Annotated in this window: 28 protein-coding genes and 1 pseudogene; 13 read left to right on the top strand and 16 right to left on the bottom strand. The window is 34.2% G+C overall.

What is annotated here, in order from left to right; all coding sequences use genetic code 11:
* Positions 1 to 132 precede the first annotated feature (132 nt).
* The 5 genes and pseudogenes from arsB to PLX19_RS00725 all read left to right on the top strand — a co-directional run bounded on the left by arsB (position 133) and on the right by PLX19_RS00725 (position 4,917).
* Complete coding sequence (gene arsB, locus PLX19_RS00745; RefSeq protein ID WP_272186606.1) at positions 133 to 1,185, top strand: ACR3 family arsenite efflux transporter; 1,053 nt, start codon at positions 133 to 135, stop codon at positions 1,183 to 1,185.
* 30 nt (positions 1,186 to 1,215) lie between these two features.
* Positions 1,216 to 2,871, top strand: a pseudogene (locus PLX19_RS00740) (FAD-dependent oxidoreductase).
* 416 nt (positions 2,872 to 3,287) lie between these two features.
* Positions 3,288 to 3,893 (top strand): cupin domain-containing protein, encoded by a 606-nt coding sequence (locus PLX19_RS00735; protein WP_272186605.1) that lies wholly within the window; start codon positions 3,288 to 3,290, stop codon positions 3,891 to 3,893.
* A gap of 60 nt (positions 3,894 to 3,953) precedes the next feature.
* Entirely contained in the window at positions 3,954 to 4,466 is a 513-nt protein-coding gene (locus PLX19_RS00730; protein ID WP_251228914.1) for a ferritin, read from the top strand.
* Positions 4,467 to 4,746: 280 nt separating this feature from the next.
* Entirely contained in the window at positions 4,747 to 4,917 is a 171-nt protein-coding gene (locus PLX19_RS00725) for a hypothetical protein (protein WP_170933246.1), read from the top strand.
* Positions 4,918 to 5,743: 826 nt separating this feature from the next.
* Here the strand turns inward: PLX19_RS00725 and PLX19_RS00720 are convergent.
* From PLX19_RS00720 to PLX19_RS00710, 3 genes are read right to left on the bottom strand one after another with little or no spacing between them, the layout of a single operon-like run.
* Positions 5,744 to 7,336 carry a recombinase family protein gene (locus PLX19_RS00720; RefSeq protein ID WP_272186604.1) on the bottom strand — a complete coding sequence of 531 codons (1,593 nt, stop codon included), beginning with the start codon at positions 7,334 to 7,336 and terminating at the stop codon, positions 5,744 to 5,746.
* The gene (locus PLX19_RS00715) at positions 7,323 to 8,858 is read right to left on the bottom strand and encodes a recombinase family protein (protein WP_272186603.1); all 1,536 of its coding nucleotides are present in this window, start codon (positions 8,856 to 8,858) and stop codon (positions 7,323 to 7,325) included. The genes PLX19_RS00720 and PLX19_RS00715 overlap by 14 nt, the downstream gene beginning before the upstream one ends.
* On the bottom strand, positions 8,855 to 9,043 hold the full coding sequence (locus tag PLX19_RS00710; protein ID WP_272186602.1) for a hypothetical protein: 189 nt from the start codon (positions 9,041 to 9,043) through the stop codon (positions 8,855 to 8,857). The genes PLX19_RS00715 and PLX19_RS00710 overlap by 4 nt, the downstream gene beginning before the upstream one ends.
* A gap of 39 nt (positions 9,044 to 9,082) precedes the next feature.
* On the opposite strand from PLX19_RS00710, the gene PLX19_RS00705 reads away from it, so the two are divergent.
* Complete coding sequence (locus PLX19_RS00705; RefSeq protein ID WP_272186601.1) at positions 9,083 to 9,421, top strand: helix-turn-helix domain-containing protein; 339 nt, start codon at positions 9,083 to 9,085, stop codon at positions 9,419 to 9,421.
* 144 nt (positions 9,422 to 9,565) lie between these two features.
* On the top strand, positions 9,566 to 11,227 hold the full coding sequence (recJ, locus tag PLX19_RS00700) for a single-stranded-DNA-specific exonuclease RecJ (RefSeq protein ID WP_272186600.1): 1,662 nt from the start codon (positions 9,566 to 9,568) through the stop codon (positions 11,225 to 11,227).
* A 79-nt stretch (positions 11,228 to 11,306) separates the two neighbouring features.
* Here recJ and PLX19_RS00695 read toward each other — a convergent pair whose 3' ends face one another.
* The gene (locus PLX19_RS00695; RefSeq protein WP_272186599.1) at positions 11,307 to 12,233 is read right to left on the bottom strand and encodes a DNA-binding protein; all 927 of its coding nucleotides are present in this window, start codon (positions 12,231 to 12,233) and stop codon (positions 11,307 to 11,309) included.
* Positions 12,234 to 12,488: 255 nt separating this feature from the next.
* Between PLX19_RS00695 and PLX19_RS00690 the strand changes: the two genes are divergently transcribed.
* Positions 12,489 to 12,857: a hypothetical protein gene (locus PLX19_RS00690; RefSeq protein ID WP_272186598.1), complete on the top strand. Its 369-nt coding sequence runs from the start codon at positions 12,489 to 12,491 to the stop codon at positions 12,855 to 12,857.
* Positions 12,858 to 12,905: 48 nt separating this feature from the next.
* Here PLX19_RS00690 and PLX19_RS00685 read toward each other — a convergent pair whose 3' ends face one another.
* The 5 genes from PLX19_RS00685 to PLX19_RS00665 all read right to left on the bottom strand — a co-directional run bounded on the left by PLX19_RS00685 (position 12,906) and on the right by PLX19_RS00665 (position 17,484).
* Positions 12,906 to 13,034 carry a hypothetical protein gene (locus PLX19_RS00685; RefSeq protein WP_272186597.1) on the bottom strand — a complete coding sequence of 43 codons (129 nt, stop codon included), beginning with the start codon at positions 13,032 to 13,034 and terminating at the stop codon, positions 12,906 to 12,908.
* A 99-nt stretch (positions 13,035 to 13,133) separates the two neighbouring features.
* Positions 13,134 to 13,712, bottom strand: a complete 579-nt coding sequence (locus PLX19_RS00680; protein WP_272186596.1) for an HNH endonuclease — start codon at positions 13,710 to 13,712, stop codon at positions 13,134 to 13,136.
* A 185-nt stretch (positions 13,713 to 13,897) separates the two neighbouring features.
* Positions 13,898 to 15,118 (bottom strand): AAA family ATPase, encoded by a 1,221-nt coding sequence (locus tag PLX19_RS00675; RefSeq protein ID WP_272186595.1) that lies wholly within the window; start codon positions 15,116 to 15,118, stop codon positions 13,898 to 13,900.
* An 853-nt stretch (positions 15,119 to 15,971) separates the two neighbouring features.
* Entirely contained in the window at positions 15,972 to 17,159 is a 1,188-nt protein-coding gene (locus tag PLX19_RS00670; protein WP_272186594.1) for an MFS transporter, read from the bottom strand.
* Positions 17,152 to 17,484 (bottom strand): carboxymuconolactone decarboxylase family protein, encoded by a 333-nt coding sequence (locus PLX19_RS00665; protein WP_272186593.1) that lies wholly within the window; start codon positions 17,482 to 17,484, stop codon positions 17,152 to 17,154. The genes PLX19_RS00670 and PLX19_RS00665 overlap by 8 nt, the downstream gene beginning before the upstream one ends.
* A gap of 148 nt (positions 17,485 to 17,632) precedes the next feature.
* Between PLX19_RS00665 and PLX19_RS00660 the strand changes: the two genes are divergently transcribed.
* Positions 17,633 to 17,971, top strand: a complete 339-nt coding sequence (locus PLX19_RS00660; protein ID WP_272186592.1) for a MerR family transcriptional regulator — start codon at positions 17,633 to 17,635, stop codon at positions 17,969 to 17,971.
* Here PLX19_RS00660 and PLX19_RS00655 read toward each other — a convergent pair.
* Positions 17,933 to 18,169 (bottom strand): helix-turn-helix domain-containing protein, encoded by a 237-nt coding sequence (locus PLX19_RS00655; protein ID WP_272186591.1) that lies wholly within the window; start codon positions 18,167 to 18,169, stop codon positions 17,933 to 17,935. The genes PLX19_RS00660 and PLX19_RS00655 overlap by 39 nt on opposite strands.
* Positions 18,170 to 18,440: 271 nt before the next feature.
* On the opposite strand from PLX19_RS00655, the gene PLX19_RS00650 reads away from it, so the two are divergent.
* Both PLX19_RS00650 and PLX19_RS00645 read left to right on the top strand, forming a co-directional pair.
* A complete protein-coding gene (locus PLX19_RS00650) occupies positions 18,441 to 18,632 on the top strand; it encodes a PspC domain-containing protein (RefSeq protein WP_272186590.1) in 192 nt (63 codons plus the stop codon).
* Between the two features lie 215 nt (positions 18,633 to 18,847).
* The gene (locus PLX19_RS00645) at positions 18,848 to 19,483 is read left to right on the top strand and encodes an NAD(P)-dependent oxidoreductase (RefSeq protein WP_272186589.1); all 636 of its coding nucleotides are present in this window, start codon (positions 18,848 to 18,850) and stop codon (positions 19,481 to 19,483) included.
* 42 nt (positions 19,484 to 19,525) lie between these two features.
* On the opposite strand, the gene PLX19_RS00640 is transcribed toward PLX19_RS00645, so the two are convergent.
* From PLX19_RS00640 to PLX19_RS00630, 3 genes are all read right to left on the bottom strand, one after another.
* Complete coding sequence (locus PLX19_RS00640) at positions 19,526 to 19,957, bottom strand: Rrf2 family transcriptional regulator (protein ID WP_272186588.1); 432 nt, start codon at positions 19,955 to 19,957, stop codon at positions 19,526 to 19,528.
* A 175-nt stretch (positions 19,958 to 20,132) separates the two neighbouring features.
* Positions 20,133 to 21,359: an ABC transporter permease gene (locus tag PLX19_RS00635; RefSeq protein ID WP_272186587.1), complete on the bottom strand. Its 1,227-nt coding sequence runs from the start codon at positions 21,357 to 21,359 to the stop codon at positions 20,133 to 20,135.
* A 2-nt stretch (positions 21,360 to 21,361) separates the two neighbouring features.
* Positions 21,362 to 22,246, bottom strand: coding sequence for an ABC transporter ATP-binding protein (locus PLX19_RS00630; protein WP_272186586.1), 885 nt, complete (start codon positions 22,244 to 22,246; stop codon positions 21,362 to 21,364).
* Positions 22,247 to 22,436: 190 nt separating this feature from the next.
* Here PLX19_RS00630 and PLX19_RS00625 point away from each other — a divergent pair, with 190 nt between their 5' ends.
* Positions 22,437 to 23,270: a 5'-nucleotidase, lipoprotein e(P4) family gene (locus PLX19_RS00625; protein WP_272186585.1), complete on the top strand. Its 834-nt coding sequence runs from the start codon at positions 22,437 to 22,439 to the stop codon at positions 23,268 to 23,270.
* 21 nt (positions 23,271 to 23,291) lie between these two features.
* Here the strand turns inward: PLX19_RS00625 and motB are convergent, their stop codons facing one another.
* Positions 23,292 to 24,068: a flagellar motor protein MotB gene (gene motB / locus PLX19_RS00620; protein ID WP_272186584.1), complete on the bottom strand. Its 777-nt coding sequence runs from the start codon at positions 24,066 to 24,068 to the stop codon at positions 23,292 to 23,294.
* Positions 24,061 to 24,852 (bottom strand): flagellar motor stator protein MotA, encoded by a 792-nt coding sequence (gene motA, locus PLX19_RS00615; protein WP_272186583.1) that lies wholly within the window; start codon positions 24,850 to 24,852, stop codon positions 24,061 to 24,063. The genes motB and motA overlap by 8 nt, the downstream gene beginning before the upstream one ends.
* Before the next feature lie 276 nt (positions 24,853 to 25,128).
* On the opposite strand from motA, the gene PLX19_RS00610 reads away from it, so the two are divergent.
* Positions 25,129 to 25,923, top strand: a complete 795-nt coding sequence (locus PLX19_RS00610; protein ID WP_442869011.1) for a M15 family metallopeptidase — start codon at positions 25,129 to 25,131, stop codon at positions 25,921 to 25,923.
* A 25-nt stretch (positions 25,924 to 25,948) separates the two neighbouring features.
* Here PLX19_RS00610 and PLX19_RS00605 read toward each other — a convergent pair whose 3' ends face one another.
* Positions 25,949 to 26,395 carry an acyl-CoA thioesterase gene (locus PLX19_RS00605; RefSeq protein WP_272186582.1) on the bottom strand — a complete coding sequence of 149 codons (447 nt, stop codon included), beginning with the start codon at positions 26,393 to 26,395 and terminating at the stop codon, positions 25,949 to 25,951.
* Positions 26,396 to 26,620 lie beyond the last annotated feature (225 nt).

Raw genomic sequence — 26,620 nt, 5'->3', positions numbered from 1 at the left:
CATTACGATTACATATTTTTCATAGGCGAAAACCCATTTAATAAAAATTACTTGAAAAACATATAATCAACCGCTAATATAAGCGTATACTTATATAAGTGAACAATAATATATATCAAGGAGGGGAATAAATTGGGTAATGTAACTAAAAAATTATCCTTTTTAGATCGTTATTTAACATTATGGATTTTTCTCGCTATGGGATTAGGTGTGTTAATTGGTTATATATCACCGAACTTTGTTGACAATTTAAATTCCTTACAGGTCGGTACAACTTCTATTCCCATTGCAATTGGATTAATAGTCATGATGTATCCACCACTAGCAAAAGTTCGCTACGAAGAAATGTGGCGCGTATTTAAAGACTGGAAAGTGCTATTATTATCTCTATTTCAAAACTGGGTCATTGGACCAATTTTAATGTTTGTATTAGCAATTGTTTTTCTACAAGGTTACCCAGAATATATGGTTGGTTTGATTATGATCGGTCTAGCACGTTGTATTGCCATGGTTATTGTATGGAATGATCTCGCACAAGGTGACCGTGAATACACTGCAGGACTTGTTGCATTTAACTCGATTTTTCAAATCTTGCTTTATTCTGTATACACCTATGTATTCGTCACAGTCTTACCAAAATGGTTAGGAATGGAAAGCTTTGTCGTTGATATTTCAATGGGAGAAATTGCAAAAAGTGTCTTCATTTACTTAGGAATCCCCTTCATCGCCGGAATGTTGACACGATTTATTTTTGTAAAAGCAAAAGGTCGTGAATGGTATGAATCAACAATCGTACCTCGTATTAGCCCATTAACTTTAATTGCTTTACTTTTCACAATCGTTGTGATGTTCTCTATCAAAGGTGAAATGATTGTTCAGTTACCATTAGATGTTGTACGAATTGCGATTCCATTGCTTATCTACTTTATCTTAATGTTCTTTGTTTCATTCTTCTTATCTAAGAAAATGGGAACAAGTTATCCTGTCGCAACTTCATTATCTTTTACAGCAGCAAGTAACAATTTCGAATTAGCTATCGCTGTTGCAGTAGGGGTATTTGGAATTCACTCAGGGGCAGCCTTTGCTGCAGTTATTGGTCCATTAGTAAAAGTACCTGTTTTAATTGCACTCGTTAATGTCGCATTGAAATTACAAAAGAAATTCTCAAACACAAAATCAGCTTAATCATATGAAACCATTAGGAGGAACTCAATCATGAAAATCATCGTTATTGGGTCGGTAGCATCTGGAACATCAGTTGCAGCAAAAGCAAGAAGAAATACAGAAACAGCACAAATTACAATCTATGACCGTGATACACACATTTCCTATTCTGGTTGTGGTATCCCTTACTATTTAGGTCCAGATATTGAGACAGTAGCAGAATTAACACCACGCGATGCAAAATGGTTTAAAAAACGCTACAATATCGACATTCATACACAACATGAGGTTATGAATATTGATGCGAATCAGAAACAAGTAACAGTTAAGAATTTACTTACAAATGAAGAATTTATCGACACATATGATAAGTTAGTTATTGCAACAGGAGCATCACCGATTGTTCCTCCAATTGCAGGTGCAGATAAACATAATGTATTTTCTGTTCGTAATATCTAAAACGCACAAAATATTAAGCAATATTTAGTAACACAGAAGCCTCAAAAAGCAGTCATTGTTGGCGGTGGATTTATTGGATTAGAAGTTGCAGAAGCATTTATTAAGCTCGGCATGGAAGTAACATTAATTGATCGTGAACAACAAGTCATGCCATCAATGGATAAAGATATGACTGGATGGCTTCAAAAATATATGAAAGAAAAAGGTGTAGAACTTTTATTTGGTGAAACAGTTACTGCATTGGAAGGCGATAACCATGCAACAAAAGTTGTAACAGATAGTGGAAAAGAAATTAAAACTGATATTGTCATTCTTTCCATTGGTGTACGTCCAAACACACAACTAGCGACGAAAGCTGGGATTACACTTGGAGAAACTCGTGCGATTCAGGTAAACACAAAGATGGAAACTAACGTACCTGATGTATATGCAGTAGGTGACTGTGCAGAAAGCTTCTCCCTTATTACCAAGAAAGCAATCTATCGCCCATTAGGTTCTACTGCGAATAAGATGGGGCGTATCGCTGGGGATGTTATGACTGGCGGAACATTAGAATTCCGAGGAATTCTTGGGACTGGTATTTTTAAATTCTTTGATATGGCAGTTGCTCAAACAGGGCTTTCTGAAAAAGAAGCAAAATCACTTGGTTATGATATTGAAGTTCTATACAACATTAAACCAAATAAACCAGCTTATATGGAAGATAGTAGTGAAATGGTGATTAAAGCAATTGCTGATCGTAAGGATGGTCGTGTGCTTGGTGTGCAAATTGTAGGAAAAGAAGGCGTAGACAAACGCATTAATGTATTTGTAACAGCCATGACATTTGGTGCAAAAGCAGAAGACTTATTCCATCTTGATTTAGCATATGCACCACCATTTGCAACAACAAAAGATCCTGTTATGTACACAGGGATGGCATTAGATAATGCGATTCAGCATAACCGTAAGTTAATTACACCATCCGAATTAAAAGAACGTATCGATAACGGAGAAGAAATGTTAGTTATTGATGCTCGTTCATCCAAAGATTATGAAAAGAGCCATGTTCCAAATGCAATCAATATCCCACTTGGCTCGCTTCGTGAAAAAGGGAACGAATTTAATAAAGACATCCCTGTTGTCACATACTGTAATAAAGGTGTGACTGGGAATGCAGCACAAAACGTCCTACTGAATATGGGATTCAAAGAAGTATACAATTTATCAGGTGGAAACAAAAATTATCAAATGACATTTTTAAAATAAAACAAAAAAAACAAGCGCCTAAGTAGGCGCTTGTTTTTTGGTTTTATTCAACTTAATGCTATTTCTGTAATCCATTAATAATAGAAGAACTAACCTCTGTGTAAAAATAACTGTAAGGTAGTAAGAATTTTCTCTCACTACCTTACAGTTATTCTTTTAAACATTTTTATAAAATATCATTACCAGTTCAAAAAACAAAGTTCCTTATTTTAATCCGCTAAGTTTTTTGGTAATTAACCATCCAAAGTCGGTTACCTCTAAGTACAGGAAATCATCTTTTTCTATGTGAATTTTGCTTAAATGAAATAAGTGTTTTAAGCTAAAAAGCTTTCTTTACAAAAGTTACCTTGAATCTAAGTACATTCACTTAACCAGTGCATAGGATGATTTTATAAAATTGTGAAGGGTTGAGAAAAATGTACTATGCTCCTTTTATGTATCGATATCAATATCCTTATTATGTTGATGTACCAATGTATAGCTATGGAAGACAGTCTGTTTACTGGACTTCTCCTAATGAGATAGAGTATGCAAACAGATTTGATTCTTTTAGTTTTTCCAATGGTGATGAAAGTATTTTGTTAACAGATTATGGATCAGAACCATTTGTTGTTAATATCAATGAGGCAACACAGCAAAACAATACGTATCGTACAGCTTTATGGACAGGAACACATTTACAGGTTACCTTAATGAGTCTCAATGTTGGCGAAGATATCGGTTTAGAAATACACCCTGGTGTTGATCAATTTTTACGTATTGAACAAGGTCAGGGGATTGTTCAAATGGGCAAGAGTAAAGATAATTTAAATTTTCAAAGAAACGTTTATGATGATTTTGCAATAATGATACCTGCCGGAACATGGCATAATCTAACTAATACAGGTAATGTTCCGTTAAAGCTTTACTCGATATATGCTCCTCCAAATCATCCACTTGGTACCGTTCATGTTACTAAAACAGATGCATTGGCTGTCGAAGAAGGCTACAGTCATGGCAATAGGAATACAGTTAGTTATTAACCGTATAAAAAATAGTTTCATAAGATACTTTGTGACAAATAACTAAAAGGTGTGATTCAAATGATTAAGGAACAAGTTCAAAAGCTTCTTAATGATTTAATTCAACTCGAAAATTTATCGTCTTCCATCTATTTAGCGATGTCTGCCGATGCTAATCGTAAAAACTATACTGGTATGGCACATTGGTTAAAGCTTCAGTCGGACGAAGAGCGAACACATATGTTAAAGCTTATTGATTACCTAGCAGGAAAAGATGGAATCGTACAAATACTTGCAATACCAGCACAACCTACAGATTTTGGAACACCATTAGAAACTTTTGAGAAGGCGTTAGAACATGAACGTTTTGTAACAAACGCATACCGGCGAGCTTATGATTATATTACTCAAGTAGATTCTCAAACCCTGATTATTATTCTAGATTTTTTAAGGGAACAAATTGAAGAGGAAAATCAAACCTTAACCATTGTAGAACGGTTAAAAATAGCAAAGGATAATCCAGCTGCTTTATTGTTATTAGATCAAGAGTTGGGGCAAAGGAAGAACCGTGGAGCAGTAGAAGCAAACGGATAAAAATCAAATCTTTCTTTTGAACATTGGAAATGACTCAAACTTCATGCGTAAATATAGCATGCACATTGAACAGAAGAAGTCAAAAAAACGCTATTCTTCCTGCATATTTCTACAGAGAGAATAACGTTTTTTCGTTTTGGGGATATTTCAAAATCTTAGCTTGATGGGTATGTGGTACTATCCCTGATACAAAATAATATAAAAATTCCATGGTTTTATATAAAATAAACAATATACAACAAGACATACAACAATAAGCACATAGGAAAGGAGGATTCATATGGCGAAAAACGGTGAACCTGGAAAAGGGCGCATTGGTGCAGTAAAAGGGCGTAGTCAATTGCAAGGTCCAAACGGAAATTGGATTAAGCGTGACAGTGCAACTGGACGATTCCTTGATCAAAAAACCAGTAGTCCAGCACCTTTCAAAGGCGTTAGAAAAGAAAAGTAATTCCCCCACAACTATCTATTATTAAATAACAGACGTAATATAAAAAGTTTAATATAACCTTTTTCATAAAAAACTTCTCGAAAGAAAATCTTCATATCACAAAAGTTATATAACACCTGTACCACATGCAACTCATACAAAGATACTTGTCTAATGATTAAAAACTTTTTCTACTGCATTATCACTTATACAACATATACACTTAATTTTTTTCAAAAATTGCTAGCAAACTTTGAAAATACATTCTAATATCTATATACTCAAAACCGAAACCTGTATAGCTTGTTCGTATTTGTCCCACTCTCCAAACCGAAATATATTCCTCATTAAAACACCATATTTATAACAAATGGACAAGAAGCTAGAATTCTCATGGGATAAGCCTTCTGTTTGTCCACTTCTTCGGTCTTGGGTTATGCTAGTGATGGCTAGCATAACCAGAAACCGAAGAAGTGGACAATTGAGTTTCATGTAACCTTTCCCAAAACCGAATACCGCTTGTCCAAAAATAATATTTTCATAGCAAAAAATTACTAACCTTGTAGATTAGGTACGTAATTTTTGTGATACTTTACGGTCTATCTAGAATAATTTGTACTATTCTTCGCTATTCGACATTTCAATCGTCATTTCTTTTTCCGCTAATATTTCAGTACAAAAATATAAAAGAAAATTTTTCAAACAAGCTTCCAAAGTCCCTTGTTACCTTGTCTTATTTAGACTAGCCCAAATGACTTTTTCACACAAATCTTATTTTCATTTTAGCACAAAGAAAAAATGCAATGAAAAAAACCTCTTTCTTATTTTCCAGAAAGAGGTTTTTTAGTTACATTAAATGTTCATTTATCGATAACACCAAATTTCCATCCCTTGCTACATGTATACATTTAAAAAACTGTAGCAAAAATGCTCTTAACTTTTGTTGGTTTACCTGTTCATTGGTGAATTCATGAAGTAAATCGTGCGGAGGAAGATATTTCTTTTGTTGTATAGTCTCTGCGATATGACCAATGCGTTCCTGTAGTCCAACTTTCTTATCCTGTACTGTATGTAATTCGTGTATCTTATTGGTACGATGCGACATAATGATACTCATAAATTCTAATACTTTTTCGTCAATTGTTTCTTTGTCATAATAAGATTTCATTTCTACATTTAATGCTTCAATTTGCTGATTTAATTTGGTGATTTCCTCATCTAATTTTTTCTTCGCACCTTTCAAGCTTTGCATTTCCTTCTTTAATCTTTCTTCTATTGCAAATTCTACTTTCTCCTTTTTCCCCTGCGTTACCTGATCCAGCACATAAGGAATATAGTCCTTTCGAAATCGTTCATGAATCATATTAGCTTGCAACTTGAAATCACAATTTTTACATTCATAAATTCTTCGTTGCTCTTTTTTCTCCTTGCCCTTATTTTTCTCTCCTCCTGATTGTTGGTTTTTCGCTAACATTAACTCTTTACATTCATTACAATATAAAATACCTCTCAATAGAAACGGTGTACTATAATCTCTTGAATGAACTTTTCTTTTTTTACGCTCTTCAAATAACCTCATCACATATTCCCAATACTCCCTTGTAAATAAAGGGGTCATATTCTCCGGTGTTCCCTCCACCCATTGACTTTTATCGTTCAATACACCGTTATCATAACGATTCATTGAAATAAAACCACAATAAAAAGGATTTGTGATAATATATCGTATCTTTTCTTTCGTCCATTTCATGTTTTCATCTAATTTTCTACTGTGTATTTCATTTGCAATTTGCTGAAATCCATATCCTATTTCGAATAAACGGAATATCTCCTTCACAGCTTTTTGCTGAACTTTCTCATCTCCAAACTCTTCCTTCCGAGTTTTTATTCCACCATTGTTTTTTTCTGTGACCTGATATGTATATCCATAGGGGGCTTTACCACCCAACCAAGTCCCCCTTTTTGTTTTACTACGACATGTATCCTTTGTACGGTCTTGAATTAAAGCAGCTTCAATTCTGGTTAGCCCATCTTTTACAGCCTGCGACACAACTTCGCCAACCGTATATAATTCACTCGTGCTGCTTACTACTACATGTATATTCAATTCACGCATTTTCTCCCGAAATAGATGATGCTCTTCAATCCGCCTAGCAATGCGATCATTTTTATACGTTATAACAACATCAAATTCACCTTTCTCTGCGTCTCGTATTAAATTTTGCAAATCCTCTCGTTTTTCAAAAGGGACTTTGATAGCAGATGTCGCTCGGTCAACATATTCCTTATAAATTTGACACCCATACCGTTGTAAAAATGTTTCAACAGAATGTTTTTGCATGTCATATTCTTGCTTTTCTGTAGAATAGCGTGCATAAAAGACGATTCTTTTTCCTGGTTGTACTACATCTTCTAAACGAGCTTGGTCATATTTGTTCACTCTCTTGATGTACCTCCTGTATAAGCATAAATGGATGTTTAAACACAATATGATATTCCCAGGTATCTACATGTATGCAATGAATCATTTCCCGATAAAAATGTTCCCTATGTTCTTTGTCAAGTAGTAAAAGATCTGCTGGACACTCCAAGTGAGACATCCATTCTATTGCTTTTTCTCTAAAGTTACGAATTTCATGTAGTCGTAATTTTAAATGCTTCAATTTCTTTTTCTCTTTTTTCAACGCTTCGTTTGTTTCTTTTATTTCTTGTTTATGCTGATTGTTTTTACACTTCTCACATATATTACTCTCGTACTCCCGAATTCTTCTTTGACAGCTAAGCCATGCATCTACACACTTTCCAACTTTCTTTTCATTGTTCTCAACTGTTTTTTCTTGATTTCGAATCAGTTTTTGTATTCGTTGTATATTCTGATACTTACTTCTTTCATATAATTGATCAAAGTTTGTATCTAATAAACAATTAAAAAACTGCTTTGCATGCTTCAATATCTCCTCTTCTATGTATCCCGCTTCCACGCAGGCATCATGCTCTTTACACTCATACACATTGTATGGTTTGGACTGCTTCATACGTGTTTTCGTGATAAGCGGTTTTTGACATTGGTAACAATAGAGGATATTTTCAAGTAAAAATCGAACTTTTTCTGTATTAGATTCTCTTTTCACAACAATTTGGTTCAATTTTTCATTTGCTAAATCCCATTCTTCTTTTTCAATGATTTTCGTATTTTTATATGCCTTTTTGTACGTTTCATCGCCAAACTTCATAACACGTAAACCATAGTAAATAGGGTTCGAAATAAGCTTGATGATTCTCGATTGATCCCATGGTTTATCATCTTGATCTTGAGTTTTTGTTTTTTGTATTTGATTAACATCGTCACACAATTCTTTTATGCTCTCATACTTTTTATTTACCAACATATTAAATATTGCCTTCACCATTGTCTTTTTATGAGGAATAGGTAAAATCGTAACCTTACCATCTTCAGGATCAGGGTCACCACATTCATAGCCGTATGGCAAATTCCCTGCATACTTTCCACTTAAAAACTTTGCAATTTTCGTTTCTTGAATACGCTGTGCGATTAAAGAACCTTCATTTTCACATATAGACCCAAGAATCGCTTCCACATATTCACCAATAGGAGAATAATACATTTTCACTTCACTACCTGATGAAAAGTGAACCTCGATGCCATGTTTTTGAAATAAATGATATAACTGCATATGCTCTTGTAACTTACGAGCCAGCCTATCTCTTTTATAAACAATAATACTTCCCACAATTCCAGCTTCTATATCGTTAATCAATCGGTGCATATTTGGTCGTTGCATTAATGTATTTTTACGGGCAGAAGTATCTTTATCTATATATTCTTCATCAATAGCAAGCTGATACTTAACGCTATACTCAAATGCTTTTATTTGTTGCATTTCAATGGAGTTTTCTTGAAAATCTGCAGAGTTTCGATAATACGTTACTGTCTTTTTCACGCTTCATCATCACCACCCTTTTCATTTTCAATATACGTTTGCTCGTATATTTTAGAAGAGAAGTTCATAATTTTTTCATGCAAACATTCTAAATACAAAGCAAACCACTTTTCTGCAGCTTGCGGGTCATGAACATATTGAATAGAACCTAATGTTACCTGTTTTACTTCTTTTCGTTTTACCATCTCTTACACATCCTTTATTCATTTAAGGAGGAATATTATATGATACAAAATCTTGGACAAACCATTCGTAATTTACGAAAACAAAAAGGTACTTCTCTTCAAGCCTTTGCTGAACAAATAGAAGTGTCACCAGGATATTTAAGCAATCTTGAAACACAAAAGACAGATACCATTTCTTTAACGTTACTTGCAAAGCTCAATGAAGAGTTTGATTTGTTTCCTTCACTGAATCACACAACTTCTCCCCACCATGAATTACATTTTCGTTTAGACCGTATGTGCGAATTATTAAAAGCACTACATGATACCAATCCAGAATTAGCTCACTATTTCATTTCTCATATTGAGGAGGGATTAGTATTGTTCCAAAAGGAATGATGCTGTTGTGATTATTATTACCAAATCATCATTTTATATTCATTCACGTAAAATTATTTTATAAAAATGAATAAACAGACATAGAGAAAGAGAGCCTATTCGTGATAGGCTCTCTTTCTTATTTACATACGTAGGAGGTTCTTTATGTATTGGAAACAACTCGACGTCCCGTTTGAAAATCACCCATTTCATGGACGTATCCTGTATTTATCACGACAAGTAAATCTTGATCCTTTACTAGGTTACCATTTGTTTTTACAAGACATGACGACAGAAGAACAATTCTCTTCTTTTCTCTATCCAAGCGTTTCACAGTTTCATAATCCCTTTTTGCTAAACGACATGAAACAAGCAGTACAACGCATTTTACATGCCATTCATCAAAACGAAACAATCTATATTTTTGGTGATTATGATTGCGATGGAATCACTTCTTCCACGATTTTAAAACAAGCATTGGAAAAATTAGGTGGACATGTGCAAACAAGGCTTCCTTTACGAGAAGAAGGTTATGGATTATCGCCACTTGCAGTTAACGCTATTCCGAAACACGTTTCTTTATTACTTACTGTCGATAATGGATCTAGCTCCCATTCAGCTATGCAACGAGCAAAAGAAAGAGGATTAGATGTAATTGTCATAGACCATCATGAAGTATTAGGAAAACATCCAGATTGTTTGGCATTCATTAATCCAAAACGAAAAGATAATACTTATCCTTTCGAGCATTTATGCGGAGCTGGTGTAGCATTAAAACTTATCCAAGCGCTATTTATTACATTGAAACAAGATTGGATAAAAGAAACATGGAGTTATATTGAGTACACTACGATTGGAACCATAGCCGATGTTATGCCGCTAATCGGAGAAAATCGAGTGATTTGTTGGTATGGGCTTCAAAAAATGAGAACCGCACCCAATCCACTTATCCGCTTATTTCGTGAACAATTACGGCTCAAATACATAGATAGCACGAATATTGGATTTTTAATCGGACCGATGCTAAATTCTTGCGGTCGTATATCCGATCCTAACATTGCAGCGACTATCTTACAAAAGAACGAACCTACAAAAGAAGACGTCCAACTTCTTATTAATCTAAATAACAAACGAAAACAAGTAACATACGAGCAATTCCAATTAGCAATACGCATCATTCAACAACAATCATTAGAGCAAGATCGATTACTTGTTGTACAAGGAGAATTTCATAAAGGGATCATCGGTATCCTTGCTGCTAAACTTGCGAATCATTATAAAAAGCCGACGATTGTACTAACACAAGATGGGGTGGGGTCTGCCAGAAGTGGAAACGGGAGTAAATTTTCTATTGTGCAAGCGATCCAATCTTGTAATGAATGTTTGAAAAAGTATGGAGGACATGCGGCAGCCGCTGGATTATCCATTGAACCAACAGACCAAAGCATCCAGCAATTTAGAAAGCAAATCCAAAAAGTAGCTGTCCAACAAACAAATTCGAAACCTGTCTCGTATTTTATCAGCGAATTCCCAATCTATAATTTTCCCAATCATTTATTTGATGATTTACTGGCATTAGAACCGTTTGGAAACGGACATCCAAAACCTGCTTTTCGAAGTCAAAATACATTTTCTTGTGGTTATTCCTGTTTTGGAAAGAATAAAGAACATATTCAATTTTGCTTTTCTAAAAAGAGAGCGTTTGCCTATTCGCATAGTCACTTATTTCAAAATTGGAATCGAAATAATCGAATGGATGTGCTGTATACACCTCATTCTTATGAAAAGCAAGACTTTCTTATTAAAGGAATCCAATTGATTACATAAAAAAACAACCAAAGTACAGCATCTTCATTTATATAAAGACTCTGTACTTTGGTTATTAGGTTTACACATAATCAACCAACTAAGATTCATTTCCCTTGATATGCTCCGCTTTCTCTTGAATAGGTGGTCCTTCTGAAATTTTTTCATCAACGCTATTATTTTTATTCTTCATAAACTCTTCTAGTAATGTACGAATAGGCGGATTATAAATTCGATTAATTTGTTTATACTGCGTTCCATTACTAGGACAAATATAAATATCTCCTCTTTTTATAATACCTAATTGCTTATTTTCTCCCTCTGAAAACAGCTTATTACAAAGCAAAATATACAACTGTTTGACTGCTTCTGGTTCTAATACAATTTGCTGATCAGGAATTTTTTGTTTTATCTGAGCCTGTAATAACTCATGAAATTCATCTTCATTTATCATAGGAATGATTTCATCTTCTACCTCTTCCTCTTCTCTTTCCAATTCAATTGTTTTTTCTGTACTTACATGCAACTTTCTTAATTCTTTATATAAAAAATGATAATCACTCACTATTTGTCCATATGCTTGATTTATCGACTTACTCTGTTCTCTTAATTCCTGTATTACTCCCAACATTACATTTAGAAAATCATATAACAAATACTCCTCTTCATTCTCAACCTTCCCTTCACTTTGCAACGGGTCTACCAATTTATTTTCTTTTAGTTCTTCTTCATATTTATCCATAACCTCCCTATTCCCGCTCAATACTTGTACTTGTTGCTTCAATTGATTCATATCCTCGACCAAACCATCATATTCTTCAAGAATTTGACGTAAACCTGGACGTTTCTTCTCAATAAACCCAAAAATATCTTCTTTTCGAATCGCCCATCCCTCCTTTCGATTTGCTGACGGAATTGCTGGAATCTCTAATTTACGAAGCCAATCCGTAAAGGTTTTATAACTCACTTGTATATAATGCTCCTCCAAAATCTCTATTGCTTCTTGGACATTAATCCATTTTGTCATATGTCACCTCATGTGATTTCTATCATCATCTTATGAATGTAATAAGACAGATATAACTACACAAAAGTAATAAGAAACATAGAAAATAAGACCTCGTTCTGATAAGAACAAAGTCTTATTTACATAACACATATATCGCTTACCAGTTATTTATCCATAATTCATTTTTATAAATCAAATTTATAAAAATGAATTATTTTCTTGAATATGGGAACTATATAGAGGGAATCAGTATCATGCTAGGAGGTCTCTCTGATGAAGTTGCTCACATTGAATACCGGAATAAAAAGCACACAATATTCAGATGTCACATCTCTTATCTATTTTTTCGAAAAAGCTAAACGCTATGGATTTCTTTTTTACACAGCGGATTTAAAAAATTTACCTTTGGATGAATATTTCCATATTTATCACCATTCTAAAAAAGGTAGCGATGGCTATCAACTAGCTTTTCCTATTCCCAGTGTGTTATATCAATCTTTAGAAATTGATCAATGTTCCTTTAAATGGCTAAATATCTTTTATCAATTATATTATCAAGATAATCCTCCGCCTCCTTGGCAATGGAAAGATTGGGGTATTTATGTAGGGGAAAAATTTGTTTGGATTTATAAAATTACATAATCATATCTTTAATACATACTCTTCACCAAAATGTAAAAAAGCTCCTAGTTACTCAGGAGCTTTTTGAACTGGCTTCTTTATAAAATACATTTCCAACGCTTCGAGAAATGCTTTCTCAATCTTTATCGTACCGTATATCTCATTTCCAAGTTTAAGTGGGGATGTTTTTGTTGTCATGAAGCATCACCTCATCACCAATATATGAATACTGAGTGATGGGACTACCCTTATTTTAAAAAACAGACCCTGTTCTCGAGAATTATTTTTACAATACTATTAAGCCATCTCTGCATAAGCTACTTCTAGTGAAATTTCTCTCGCTATGCTATCTAATTGGTCTAAATCCTCATCCCACAAAGATTTAGTGATCATTTCATCTTTCATTTGTTCATAAAACCTCGAAGAAACTATAACAGTAGCTACAGTTGCACTATATTCCATTTGAGGTAATGCATGTTGTAAAAGAGCCTTTGTCTTATTTATGATGTCATAGTCATCACCAACAGGTGCATATTGACGATCATACCTTTTAACCATTTGAGCTATACCTTGAAGTTTTTGTATTACAAGCATTCCAACTTGAAAGCGAGGGGTTACTACTTGTAACATATCATTTAAGTTTAATACTTTCTCAGTTAATAAACCTACTGGACTAGAGTCCTTACCAAATATATTGAAATTCTCAAAATATAAGTGGTCTTTAGGATTATTTAAACAAGGATTGATAATGGGATATTTCAATGTGTCATGATTACTTTTTGCTTTATTACAACGACTACAAATTGGAAATAAGTTCCCCCATAAAATAACTTTATTAGGGTATAGTGATTTGGGGTAAAAATGCTCAACTTCCATATATTTCTCTTCTTCACCTAGTCTACATTCACAGAAAACACACTTACCATGAGACATTTCTATAAGAGGCTGAGTTATATATTTACTTTTCCATACAGCCGTTTTAGTTTTTTAAAATTTATCAGTAAGTTCTTCCCTATGCTCCTCAGTAAGTTTTAAAGGTTTTGAGGGTCTTTCTATGTATATCATTTTAAATCCTCCCAAATCATTAGTTCTCCTGCTTGTACACTGAGCAATGTTGCTAATGGGTTGTTAGGATGTAGCATTTTTCGAAGCCGCTTATATTCATGCATCAACATTTCTCTATCACCTCTTCGCAAAGCTACATTAAATTTTTCTAACGAATCTAGAAATAAAGGTGACATTGATTGTTCTAATCCCATCACATCTGTAAGAATTTCCTCAATAGTCCATCCTTGAAAACCATATTCACTAGGAGATGGGATTTCCTTAACATAAATATTACCTTCGTAATCCCCACCTAGAACTATTACTTCTTCTGGTTTGGCAACCTGAATTATATGAGGGCTATGAGTTGTACAAATTACTTGTGCTTTTGGAACCAACTCCCTAATAGCATACACAAGCTTTGCCTGCCATTGTGGATGTAAATGCAAATCTATTTCATCAATAACTATTATACCGGTAAACTCATTAACCAAAATACTCGATGAAAACATCTCTATCTCTTTAATTATTCCTAACAAAACGGTTAACGATGACTTATATCCTGAAGATAGACATTCTACAAGCACCTCACCCTGAAAAGTATTTACAAACATATCTAATGTTTTAAGCTCATTATTTTTATATCTAAAATTGTTATTATCCACCAACAGATTTTTGTATTTCGGAAACCTACTCAAAGGATGCCCCTCTGTAATAATTGTTTCCGAAACTCTACCAAAGCTGATATTAGGATCTAATAAATTAAAACATTCTTGGGCAAGCTGCAAATTGTAAAATTTATCGAGATTCATATCTCCCTTATAATAATTCCTATAAAACCAGGACTTTATACGATCAAATGCGGATCCAACCCCAGATGGTTTATAATCAAAAAGCCTGGATTGAATATTGAAATCAATACAATTCCCCTTAAAAACATTATTATATCTGTGTTCTCTCATTCCGGTTCTTTGTAGATCAAATATATCTTCACGATGATCTCCAACATAAAAAACCCCTTTTTCTGAATGCCCCTCATATTCCATATCAATAGTAAATTCACCGTATCCAGCATTATTATGTGGAAATATTCTATAGGATGGCATCTTACGAAATGCACTGGATATACAATTTAATATGGTGGTTTTACCAATTCCATTAGGTCCACAAATAAAGTTCAAACCTGGATTGAATCCTATAAATAAGTCTTTAACACCATTGATTCTTTGGATATCCATCGTTCTTATTTTGAACATAACAAGACAAGCCCCTTTTCATTTGAATAAAATATTTCCATATCTAATGTGTATATCACATTTTATAGATATCGATGATTACTACTAATCAACATTATTTTTCCATGAATATATTTCCATTATAAATTATACATTTGGGCATTACTATATCTCCTCTTATATTCGCAAAATCTACACACCACATATTGATATGATTACGGACAAGCCTTCTTGTTACTGAATAATTTATCTTCAATTTTTTTGATTTCAAATAACACAATTTTTGTAACATATGTCGTTACATAAAATTTAAGTTTTTGTAGTTGATAGCTTTTATTAATAACACATAAAAAATCACCCCTTATTTTTAAATAAAGAGTGATTGATTTTCACTTTTTTCACAACGCTCCGAACAAACACTACCCATTTTAAAAAGATTTTGTTTTGTTACATAAGGTATAAAACCAACTATAATATATCTTACTTTCCACAGTTCACAATAAAATTTTTAAAAATACACAATACCTTACTAAACCCATAAATCCTGTAACCATTTTTCTGTTACTCGACCATTCATCCACTTAATCCCCTGCTCAAATGTTATCACTTGATCATTAGATCCAACGATTATCCAGGCATAGCTATCTTTATCTGGCAGGTAACATTTATACTTCATACCAGCCACAATCGTTTGTTTCCCATTTATAATAACTGATTCATCATGTGGTCGAATCCAAAGATTTTCTAAACACTGAAATAATCCAGGCTCAACTTTCTCTAAAAATAAGTGAGCAATTTTAACTTCAAGAAATTTCAGAAACTAAACTCTAAATTCCCTGACATATTTTCCATCATTTCAAAAGCGCTTAATTGAGAACGAAATAACTAAGCTAATTACAAGGAAAAAAGCTAATGTTTCAAAAGTTATTACATAACTTCCTATTCCTAAAAGAGTAATAGCAATTATAGGACCTAGCGTAGCACCAATAAACAAAATAAAGGTATAAAGAGAAACAGCTATTCCACGATATTCCCCACCAAATTGTCCCACCATTACAATAAGTGTTGGTACAGTAAGTGAGATTCCACCAACAAAAATAATGCTCATTACAATGAGAAGAGAAAGGTTGGTGCAAACACCAAGAACCGCTAGACCTAAAATAGCCATCACTATTCCACTACGAAGAATATGATTAACACCAAATTCCCCTACCAACTTACCTGCAAATGGGGACAAAAGCATTCCAATAATACCTACAGACCGTATAGACAAAATTTGCTGGTTGGTCAAATGAAAATTGATACCCAAATAGCTTCCTAAAGTGGTATACATCCCTACAAAAGTCAGTAGTAATGTGAGAGTAATTACATAGCACATAAGTAATTGCTTATTTCGCAGTACAACTATTATTTGTTTAAAAACATTCAACAAATTTCCATTCCCTGGGTTCACACCGTTACTTGGAAGAAAAATAATAACGAGAATAGCTGTTATAAGATACATACCAGCAAGACAATAAAATACACTTTGCCACCCAAATTCTGTAGCCATGAAGCTACTAAACACTTGCCCAACAATCCCAGCCATCAAAAATCCTGTACTAACAAAACCAATAGTCGTTACCCTTTTTTGAAGTGGAAATACTTCCACAACGTATGCTAAAGCTGATGGCGCAAATGTTGCAGCTGCAACTCCTTGTATACTTCTTAAAATAATCAAACTAGATAAATTATTAAAAAAAGCTAAAAGTGGAGAAACAAATGCCAAAACAATGAGTCCTAATAAAATAATTAACTTTCTTCCATATCGATCAGATAATGGTCCGAAAAACAAAAAACCTACCGCATAGAAAAAAGAGAACGCACTACTTGTTAAAGTTGCTTTAGCTATCGTTACTTTAAATTCACTTGCAAAAATTGATACTAGTGGAATCGTAACATATAAGCTTGACACAACTACCAAACCACACCAAAACAAAATAATTGTCATTAAAGAATAATTTTGTTTGGTTAACCCATTTTTCACCTCGACTACATTACTCATTCACTTCTTCCCCTTTACATTCTTTTTTTAGTCCATTGATTATTTCTGGCAAAATGGCAAAGAAATCACAAATCCCTCCAGCTGGAATAGATAACATAATTGCTCCTTGAATTTCTTCAGGTGTTGCGCCTACCTCTAAAGCTTTCGCAATGTGTACACGAATAGCAGGCGCATATCGATTAGCAGGCAAAACTCCGAGATAAACCAATTGTTTCGTTTTTTCATCTAGAGCATTAGAACTGACACTTTGATACACACTACCAAAAGACTCGTAAACTTCTGGAAACTCATTTTTAAATAATTCAAAATCAGGATTTTTAATCAACTGTATTCCCCCTTATTTTAAATAACCAAATGCACAAAAACTACATCAATTGTAACCTATTTACAAAAGAAGTCAATAATTAACGCAAATATTTGTAATTTAATTACTTTTGATGTAAAATAGTTACAATATATATTGGAGGAGAAAGATGAATAACAAACAAGAATTGGATCCATTACTTGACTTTGGATTACTTCAAAAACTTGTAGTAGGTATTGGGGAAGTTGCTGATATTACTGGAGTTCCTACAAGAAAAATTCGGTATTGGGAAGAAAAAGGAATCATTACATCTGAAAACGAAACAGAAGGAACAACTCGCAAATATAATTATTTAAACATTAAAAAAATCCTTTTGATTCAAGAACTAATCGAAGAAGGATTCACATTAGACGCTGCAGCTAAAAAAGTCGAAGCTCGAATGCACAACATCAATGAGGTATTTTTTAAATTAGCAAATCATACCTCCGAAACAAATAATGCAGAATAAAGAAAAGAGGTGCAATTTGCACCTCTTTTCTTTGCAAACACTACACATCACATTTGAAATATGATTACGTACGGTCTTTTCACTAATAAAAAGTTCACTTGCAATTTCTTTTGTTGTTTTATCTTGAACGAGTAACTCAAACACTTCTCTTTCTCTTTTTGTGAGCAACGGTTTAGATTGATATTCTTTTTCCTTCAATTGGTATAACCCTCCTTGCTTAAGCCAGAGCTGTATGTGTGTAAGTTGGGTGTTTATTTAGTCAAGATATTGTATGAATAGAAGCAAGGCGTGGTGAATACAAATAAGCAGAAATTGCATGTATTTATAAAAAATTGTTTTCACTTTCACAAGCATTGTCCGCTAATGCGGGATAAAGCAGTCATCTTCTCTCTAAAAATCGCAATATAATTCAATCGTTCCTGTTCATTGCTACATAAAAAATGATGAATTATGAAAAGGAGAGACGTTCATGACAGAAAAAAGATTGTGTAAATCTTCAACAGATAAAGTGTTTCTCGGCGTATGCGGTGGTTTAGGAGAATATTTCGGCATAAGCACAAGTATGATTCGCATTCTTTGGCTAATCGCTATCTTATGTTTCGGAACAGGTTTTTTAGCTTATTTCATTCTCATGTTGCTTATGCCAAGTTCTTATGAATAAGGGTGCTGCTTTCTGCGGTGCCCTTTTCTTTATTCCCCCCTTGTTTTCTGTTTGCTTTAAATAAAATAGAAACTTTCTCTTTCTTCAATTTGTTTTTTCTGTTGACAAAGAATTATAGTTGTAACTATAATAGTTACATAAAGTTGTAATCAAACAAGTTACAACTTAAGTGCAGATAAATACATTTTTATATAAAATGAACAAGGAGAATGAACATGAAACTTGCAGTAGTAGGCGCAACTGGTAATATCGGAAAACAAATCATTGAGGAAGCTTTAACACGAGGGCACGAAGTAACAGCTATTGTGCGCGATGCATCTCGCGTAGAAACGAAACATGAAAATTTACATGTTGTAACAGGTGATATCTTTCATACAAGTAGCATTGCAAAAGAAGCAGTAAATCATGACGTATTAATTAGTGCATTTGGCCCTAAACATGGTGAAGAGGAGAAACTTGTAGAAGCAACACATTCTTTATTACAAGCAGCAAACCAAGCTAGCATCTCTCGTCTAGTATCAGTTGGGGGCGCAGGTAGTTTAGAAGTAGCACCTGGCTTACAAGTTGTGGATACACCAGACTTTCCTGCCGATTGGAAACCAATCGCATTAGCACACCGCGATGCATTAGAAGTATATAAACAGTCGGACTTTAACTGGACAAATTTAAGCCCTGCTGCAATGATCGAACCTGGGGAACGCACAGGCAAATATGTAACAGGTACAGACCAGTTATTAACGGATGAAAACGGCGAAAGCCGCGTTTCTATTCCAAACTACGCTGTTGCTTTATTAGATGAAGTAGAAACTCCTCAATTCTTACGTCAACGCTTCACAGTGCGTAACGCTTAATGAAAAAGAACCTAGCCTTACATGATAGAAGGCTAGGTTCTTTTATTGTTTTATTTTTTCTTCTAAATTCGTAACGAGCTGTTTTACTTTTACATTTGCAAGTACATTTTCCATCGCTTCTTGCGCTTGCAATAATATAATTTCTAACACATTTTGAATATTTGCCCCAACTGGACATTGTACGTTTGGATTATCGTGAAAAGAAAATAAATGTCCTTCCTCCACAACTTCAACCGCTTTGTATACATCAAGTAACGTCACTTCGTCTAAATCTCGAGCTAAAGAAGTGCCACCTTTTCCAGCTTGCACATCAACTAGTCCTGCTTTTTTTAGCATTCCTGTAATTCGGCGAATAACGACTGGGTTTGTATTGACACTACCAGCAATCCATTCAGACGTACAACGTGAAGTTCTGTCCACTGCTAGCAATGTTAACATATGAACAGCCACCGTAAAACGACTACTAATCCCCACTTGTATTCCCCTCCTTTATTCCATTCTCTATCAATTACAAAAAAATAACGTACCTTTTATTATATACCACTTTCTTTCGTTATATAAAGCGAAAGAAAGTGGTATATAATAAATAGCATTGTAAATCCAGAAAAAAATCCTGATTTACTTCTAAAAGAATCAGGATTTTTCTGTATTAATGACGCTTTATAAATTTAGTGAGATCTTTAAATTTCACTTTATCGGAATAGCTCATAACACCGTTTACGTAAATGCGACTTGTAATAAAGTTTAAAAGGAGAATTGTCGCAAGTAATAACGATAAGGCAATGCTAATTTCTAAAGCGCCAGCTTCTCCAGCTACAACACGTGAGAATGTGACCATTGGCGTAAAGAAAGGAATATATGAGCTAATCACAACAATTGTACTATTTGGATCTGATAATGATTTAATACTAATGAAAAACGCTGCCATAATTAAAATTGCGACTGGAAATGATACTGATTGTAAGTCCTCCGTTTTTGATACAACAGCTCCAGCTGCCGCATACATCATCGCATACAATAAATAGCCCGTAATGAAAAATACAATAAACAGACTAATAACTTTTGCATCTAACTTTGCAAAATCAATTGGAAGACCAAATAAAGACGCATTATCTAAATCTATCCATCCAATTAAAACTGGAACGAGAAAACCACATGCAAGGATAGCAATTTGAAGTAACGCTGTTGTAACAACAGCAAGAATTTTAGCGTACATCATATACAATGGTTTCACTTTCGAAAGCATAATCTCCATAACACGAGAAGATTTTTCTGATGCGATATTCATCGCAATTGTATTTCCAAACGCCATGATAAACATATATAGTACAAATATAAACGCATATGCAATACCGAAGGAGGAAGCACGATCTTTAATCGCTTCTTCTTTCACCGAAATATCTGTTTGTAATTGCCGCGCTACATCAGACGGCACCTTATGGTTCGAAAGAATCACTTGCGTATATTGCTGTTTTAAATAGTTCGCTATAATAGTAGACGTTTCTTTACTTGGAAAACCATTATACATATACGTTACTTCGGGTACTCCATTTTTTTCTGTAACGTAAAAGAGGCCATCTAGCTCCCCTTCTTCAACTTGCTTATGAACTTTTTCTAGCTGTTCTTTCTTTTCTACTCGTATTTGGGCTGATGGAAGAATTTTATTTAACATCTCTTCTTGCACGGTATATGTCGAACTATCCATTACGATTGCCAGCTTGTCTTTGTCCTTATTTTTATCTTTATCAGCAGTAAAGTGATTAAAAGCAAAAACTCCAAATACTACTAAAAATAAAATCCCACTTGTAATTAGTGATTTTTTAGAAAGAAATGATTCTCTAAAATAAAACGAAAACACATGAAAAAATTTACGCATTCTTATTTCGCCCTTTCTACAAAGATTTCATTTAAGGTCGGTTCTAGCATTTTAAACTGACGTAAATGCATACCTTGATCTTGTAATTTTTGTAAAATTGATAGGGCCTCTGTATCTTCCTGAACTTTAATATAAAGATAACCAAGACGTTTCTCATACACAATCTGTAATGTCTGCAATGCTTTTTCATTTTCTTCGTTATCTTCAATTGTTAAGTTTCGAAATCCGTATTCTTTTTTTATATCACTTAAGTGACCTTCTACAACCGCTTCACCTTGCTTCAAAATACACACATGCTGACAAAACGATTCAACTTGTTCCATACGATGACTGGACAAAATAATTGTTTTCCCTCTTTGAACTTGTTCTTCAATAATATTTGCTAGCATTTCAGCATTTACGGGATCCAGCCCGCTGAACGGTTCATCTAAAATGAGTAGCTCAGGGTCATGTAGAAGCGCTGCGATTAATTGAATTTTTTGTTGATTCCCTTTTGATAATTCCCCCGCAACCTTATGCTTATATTCAGGAATCGCTAATTTTCCTAACCAAAAATCAATGGCTGCATCTACTGCTTTTTTTGTCATTCCTTCTAATCTACCAAAATAGCGAAGTTGATCAATTACTCGACTTTTCGTATACAAGCCTCTCTCTTCGGGAAGATAACCAATTGTCACACCACTCTCCGAAATCTCTTTCCCATCCCACGTAATACTGCCCTTATTTGGTGTTAATAAACTTAACAGCATTTTAATAGTTGTTGTTTTTCCTGCACCGTTTCGTCCTAACAGTCCTAATACTTCACCTTTCGGCAGAGTAAGATTCAGATGATTCACTGCAACGTTTTCACCAAACTGCTTGGTTAATTGTTGAATCTGCAATGTCATACTTTTCTCTCCTTAAAATTAGTCCTATACATTTAATACTATTCAAAATACGTATATTTTTACCATATTTTATTATAACATTGCACACAATAAATTATATACGTATATAAATATGCAAAATTACATTTACTTCCCATTATTTTATCGTGATATAATCAAGTGTTAAATTACACACCTTAGGGAGGACACTATGAAAAAGAGAACATTAACAACTCTGTTATCTGTTGCGTTGTTATCTACAACTTTAACAGCATGCAACATGGCGGCAGAACAGACATCAGCAAAAGCAAAAGAAGAAAAAGTCCAATTAACAGATCAACAATTAATGGCTGACTTATGGTATCAAACATCTGGTGAAGCAAAAGCATTATACTACCAAGGCTACAACATCGGTACACAAAAGCTAGATGCAGTTCTTGCTAAGGGGACAAGCAAGAAACCGGCTGTAGTACTAGACTTAGATGAAACTGTTGTTGATAACAGTCCACACCAAGCAATGACTGTAAAAACAGGAAAAGGCTATCCTTATAAGTGGGATGAATGGATTAACAAAGCAGAAGCGGAAGCTCTTCCTGGTGCAATTGATTTCTTAAAACATGCAGAATCAAAAGGTGTAGATATTTACTACATTTCAAATCGTAAAACGAATCAGTTAGATGCAACAATTAAAAATTTAGAACGTATCGGTGCTCCACAAGCAACGAAAGAACATATCTTACTACAAGAGCCGAAAGAAAAGGGAAAAGAAAAGCGTCGTGAACTCGTTTCATCAACGCATGATATCGTCTTATTATTCGGTGATAATTTATCAGACTTCATTGGTTTTGATGGATTATCTACGCAAGATCGCAATAAGAAAGTAGAAGAATTAAAAGCACAATTTGGCGAAAAATTTATCGTTTTCCCAAATCCTATGTATGGTGACTGGGAAGGTTCTTTATATAACTATGACTTTAAAAAATCTGATGCAGAAAAAGATAAAATTCGTAGAGACAACTTAAAATCATTTGAAGATAAAAAATAAAGGGTGGCACAATGCCATCCTTTATTTTTTATCTTTTATAAGAGGTAAAATAAATACTTCTACCCGTCTATTTTTTGTTCTTCCTTCCGGAGTGTCATTCGATGCAACAGGACGATATTCTCCGTAGCCAATTGCACTAAATTTTTGCGGAAGTAATTGGTTGTTTTTGAGTAGTGCTTGCATAAAGTTAACAGCACGCTGCGTACTTAACTCCCAGTTAGAAGCAAAATTCGCATTCGAGATTGGAACATTATCTGTATGTCCTGATACAGTAATTTCTCGAGGAGATGCTGCAACTAATAATGAGGACATCTCCTGCGCCATATTCAGCGACTCTAACTTCACAGTAGCTTGTCCAGAGTCAAAAAGTGCGTTATCTCGAATTGTTACCATTAATCCACGTTCTGTGAGCTCTGTATTAAATGAAGATTGAAGTCCCTTTTCTGCAATGTATTTATCAATATTTTTTTGTAATTCTTTTAATTCATTCATTTCCTGCTGCTTCACTTCTGCCTCTGCTTTTTCCTTAATTTTTTCAGACTCAGGGCGCGTTTCTTTTAAATCTTTGTCAGATATTGGCTTTTGTTCACTTAAAAACTCTTTATTCCCTGTCCCACCTGAAAGCTCTTTCTTAAAAGCAACTGCCATTTGTTTAAACTTCCCTGCATCAATACTACTCATCGCAAACAAAACGATAAATAATGCAAATAACAAAGTTAACATGTCCGCATACGGAATTAGCCAGGTCTCATCAATATGATCTTCATGCTTTTTTTTCTTCTTCTTTCTTCTACTCATCTTTCTTCGCTCCCTGTTCTAGCTTTTTACGCTCAGTTTCAGAGAGTGCACATAAAATACGATTTCTCATAACAAATGGATACGTACCAGCTTGAAGCATTAATAAACATTCAACCATTAAACGCTTCTTCTCAATTTCTTGTGCAGACTTTTGTTTTAATTTGTTTGCAAATGGATGCCACAGCACATAACCAGAAAAAATACCAAAAATTGTCGCAATAAACGCACCAGAAATCGCATGACCTAGCTTATCAATATCCGCTAAGTTCCCCAATGCAGCTACAAGTCCAATTACAGCCCCTAAAACACCGAGTGTCGGTGCATATGTACCAGCTTGAGTGAAAAGACTAGCTCCTTTTGTATGACGCTCCTCTATCGCTTCAATTTCTGATTCTAATATTTGCTCAAGGTCATCTGCTGACACACCATCGATAACAAATTTCATACCCCTCATTAAAAATTCATCTTCTACTTGATCTAGCTGTTGCTCTAAGGATAAAATACCATACTTTCTACTTTCCGATGTCCAATGCACAAACAATTCCAATATTTCTTCATAAGTCATCTCTTTTTTATTTTTCCCGAAAATGATTTTGAATAATTTAGGAATTCTTTTTAATTGGTTCATTGGAAAAGCGATACAGACCGCTGCAAATGTACCCATAAAAATAATCATAAATGCCGCCGGATTTAATAAGGCGTTAAGCGGGGCTCCTTTCAAAAACATTCCTACCACAATAGCAACTATCCCTAGGATAATTCCAATGATTGATGCCAAATCCATTCGTTGTTCCCTCCCAATTTGTTTACTACAAAAAAGCTATATAACACGAAAATCGTTAAATCGTTTTATAAGTATATATTACATAAAAAATAGAGTTAGTGAAAGGTTATAATTGTGTCATTTTAAAAAAAAAGGAATAATTATCGACTTTTTTTTACAAATTTTTTTCATTTTCATTACGTCACCACTCCTTTGTTCCTTTTTAGATAAGATAGATTTATAATGTAAAAAGATATTCAAGTACAAGCAATTTAGAAAGGACTATATCGGTTAAACATGATTAAAAAAAGAATTATAAAAAGGACCCTTTTAATTTCGATTATTATTCTCATTGTTATTGCTTTAATAAATTTTCTATCCAAACCTTTGATAAACAAGCAAGCAGAAGCAGTTGAAACAAAAAAACATATTGAACAACACCAAAAAGAGGGAATTCCTCCGTTCCCAAAAGCAAGTGAGACCGCAAAAAAAACAGATGATCAATATAGTCTTGTTGATAATCCTGATTCGTTACTCGTTTTAGTCAACAAGCATAGAAAGCTACCAGACTCTTATACACCAAATGATTTAACAAAACCAAATGTTCCGTTTTCAAATCCAAAAGATAAAGAAAAAACATTGCTTCGTAAGCCCGCAGCGGATGCTCTAGAAACAATGTTTGAAATAGCAAAAAAACAAGGAATTGAGCTTACAGCAATATCTGGATTTCGCTCTTATAAACGACAACAGTCATTACACAACACATATGTAAACCGTCAAGGTAAAGAAGCTGCTGATGCATTAAGTGCCGTTCCAGGAACAAGCGAGCATCAAACAGGACTTGCTATGGATATTAGCTCTAATTCAGCAGATTTCCAATTGGAACCTGTATTCGGCGAAACACCTGAAGGAAAATGGGTGGCAGAGCATGCTCACGAATTTGGATTTATTATCCGTTACCCGCAAGATAAAACAAACATTACAGAATACGCTTATGAGCCATGGCATCTCCGCTTTGTTGGCAATCCGTATGCCACATATTTATATGCGCATCACCTGACATTAGAAGAAGCAGAAGAAGACAAAAAATAAGAGAGTTATGCACTCTCTTATTTTTTTAATCGAATAACCTTTGTTTCCATTCTTCTGACCAAGGTACTCCTTTTCCCGTCTTTTTCGAAGCCTGTACCATCGCCCCGCGTCCCACTAAACAAATCTCTCCTGCTTCATTCTTCACCATATAGTGTAAATCTAACGATGAGTTTCCGACATGTTCTGCTTTCACATACACTTTTAAGTTCTCATCAAAGAACACCTGTTTCAAAAAATTACATTGTAAATCCGCTACTACGACCATCGTTTCTGACGATTCATGCACCCATTCTTGCATAAAACCAAGTTCTTTAAAAAATTCAATACGAGCTTCTTCAAAATAAGTAAATGCAACACCGTTATTCATATGTCCAAACATATCTGTTTCACAAAAACGAACCTTTACGGGAATGTAAAATGAAAATGCACTCGCCCACTCTTCAAAGTTTCCAATATAATGAATCTTCTTCATAACCATCCATCTCCTTCTTGTATACTCTCTTTAATATTATTTGATTTTTCGGAATTTTAAAATCAAAATGCACTGCCATACAAAACAAAGAATACCCTGACCACTTCTACGCATGGTCAGATTCTCTCACCCATTCCAAAAAAGAAAAGGATTTTTACTTTTTATCACGCTATTTGCGGGCAGTAATACTCCCACCTCAAGATTAGGCGAAAGCATTGTCCAGTT

Origin of the sequence: Bacillus sp. BP-3, assembly GCF_028401955.1 — a bacterium.
Lineage (GTDB): Bacteria > Bacillota > Bacilli > Bacillales > Bacillaceae_G > Bacillus_A.
The sequence above is the reverse complement of the archived record's forward strand: the minus strand, read 5'-3'. Positions and strand labels throughout refer to the sequence as shown.

Bases quoted from the DNA above. Each gene is read 5' to 3' on its own strand.
- motA (WP_272186583.1), bottom strand. From the start codon at position 24,852: ATGGATTTGGCATCAATCATTGGAATTATCCTAGGGATAGTTGCTATT.
- PLX19_RS00685 (WP_272186597.1), bottom strand. From the start codon at position 13,034: ATGACAACAAAAACATCCCCACTTAAACTTGGAAATGAGATATACGGT.
- PLX19_RS00645 (WP_272186589.1), top strand. From the start codon at position 18,848: ATGAAACTTGCAGTAGTAGGCGCAACTGGTAATATCGGAAAACAAATC.
- motB (WP_272186584.1), bottom strand. From the start codon at position 24,068: ATGAGTAGAAGAAAGAAGAAGAAAAAAAAGCATGAAGATCATATTGAT.
- PLX19_RS00610 (WP_442869011.1), top strand. From the start codon at position 25,129: ATGATTAAAAAAAGAATTATAAAAAGGACCCTTTTAATTTCGATTATT.
- PLX19_RS00605 (WP_272186582.1), bottom strand. From the start codon at position 26,395: ATGAAGAAGATTCATTATATTGGAAACTTTGAAGAGTGGGCGAGTGCA.
- PLX19_RS00710 (WP_272186602.1), bottom strand. From the start codon at position 9,043: ATGGTAAAACGAAAAGAAGTAAAACAGGTAACATTAGGTTCTATTCAA.
- PLX19_RS00650 (WP_272186590.1), top strand. From the start codon at position 18,441: ATGACAGAAAAAAGATTGTGTAAATCTTCAACAGATAAAGTGTTTCTC.
- recJ (WP_272186600.1), top strand. From the start codon at position 9,566: ATGTATTGGAAACAACTCGACGTCCCGTTTGAAAATCACCCATTTCAT.
- PLX19_RS00735 (WP_272186605.1), top strand. From the start codon at position 3,288: ATGTACTATGCTCCTTTTATGTATCGATATCAATATCCTTATTATGTT.
- PLX19_RS00730 (WP_251228914.1), top strand. From the start codon at position 3,954: ATGATTAAGGAACAAGTTCAAAAGCTTCTTAATGATTTAATTCAACTC.
- PLX19_RS00725 (WP_170933246.1), top strand. From the start codon at position 4,747: ATGGCGAAAAACGGTGAACCTGGAAAAGGGCGCATTGGTGCAGTAAAA.
- PLX19_RS00630 (WP_272186586.1), bottom strand. From the start codon at position 22,246: ATGACATTGCAGATTCAACAATTAACCAAGCAGTTTGGTGAAAACGTT.
- PLX19_RS00680 (WP_272186596.1), bottom strand. From the start codon at position 13,712: ATGGAAGTTGAGCATTTTTACCCCAAATCACTATACCCTAATAAAGTT.
- PLX19_RS00675 (WP_272186595.1), bottom strand. From the start codon at position 15,118: ATGGATATCCAAAGAATCAATGGTGTTAAAGACTTATTTATAGGATTC.
- PLX19_RS00670 (WP_272186594.1), bottom strand. From the start codon at position 17,159: ATGAGTAATGTAGTCGAGGTGAAAAATGGGTTAACCAAACAAAATTAT.
- PLX19_RS00635 (WP_272186587.1), bottom strand. From the start codon at position 21,359: ATGCGTAAATTTTTTCATGTGTTTTCGTTTTATTTTAGAGAATCATTT.
- PLX19_RS00705 (WP_272186601.1), top strand. From the start codon at position 9,083: ATGATACAAAATCTTGGACAAACCATTCGTAATTTACGAAAACAAAAA.
- PLX19_RS00625 (WP_272186585.1), top strand. From the start codon at position 22,437: ATGAAAAAGAGAACATTAACAACTCTGTTATCTGTTGCGTTGTTATCT.
- PLX19_RS00660 (WP_272186592.1), top strand. From the start codon at position 17,633: ATGAATAACAAACAAGAATTGGATCCATTACTTGACTTTGGATTACTT.
- PLX19_RS00695 (WP_272186599.1), bottom strand. From the start codon at position 12,233: ATGACAAAATGGATTAATGTCCAAGAAGCAATAGAGATTTTGGAGGAG.
- PLX19_RS00690 (WP_272186598.1), top strand. From the start codon at position 12,489: ATGAAGTTGCTCACATTGAATACCGGAATAAAAAGCACACAATATTCA.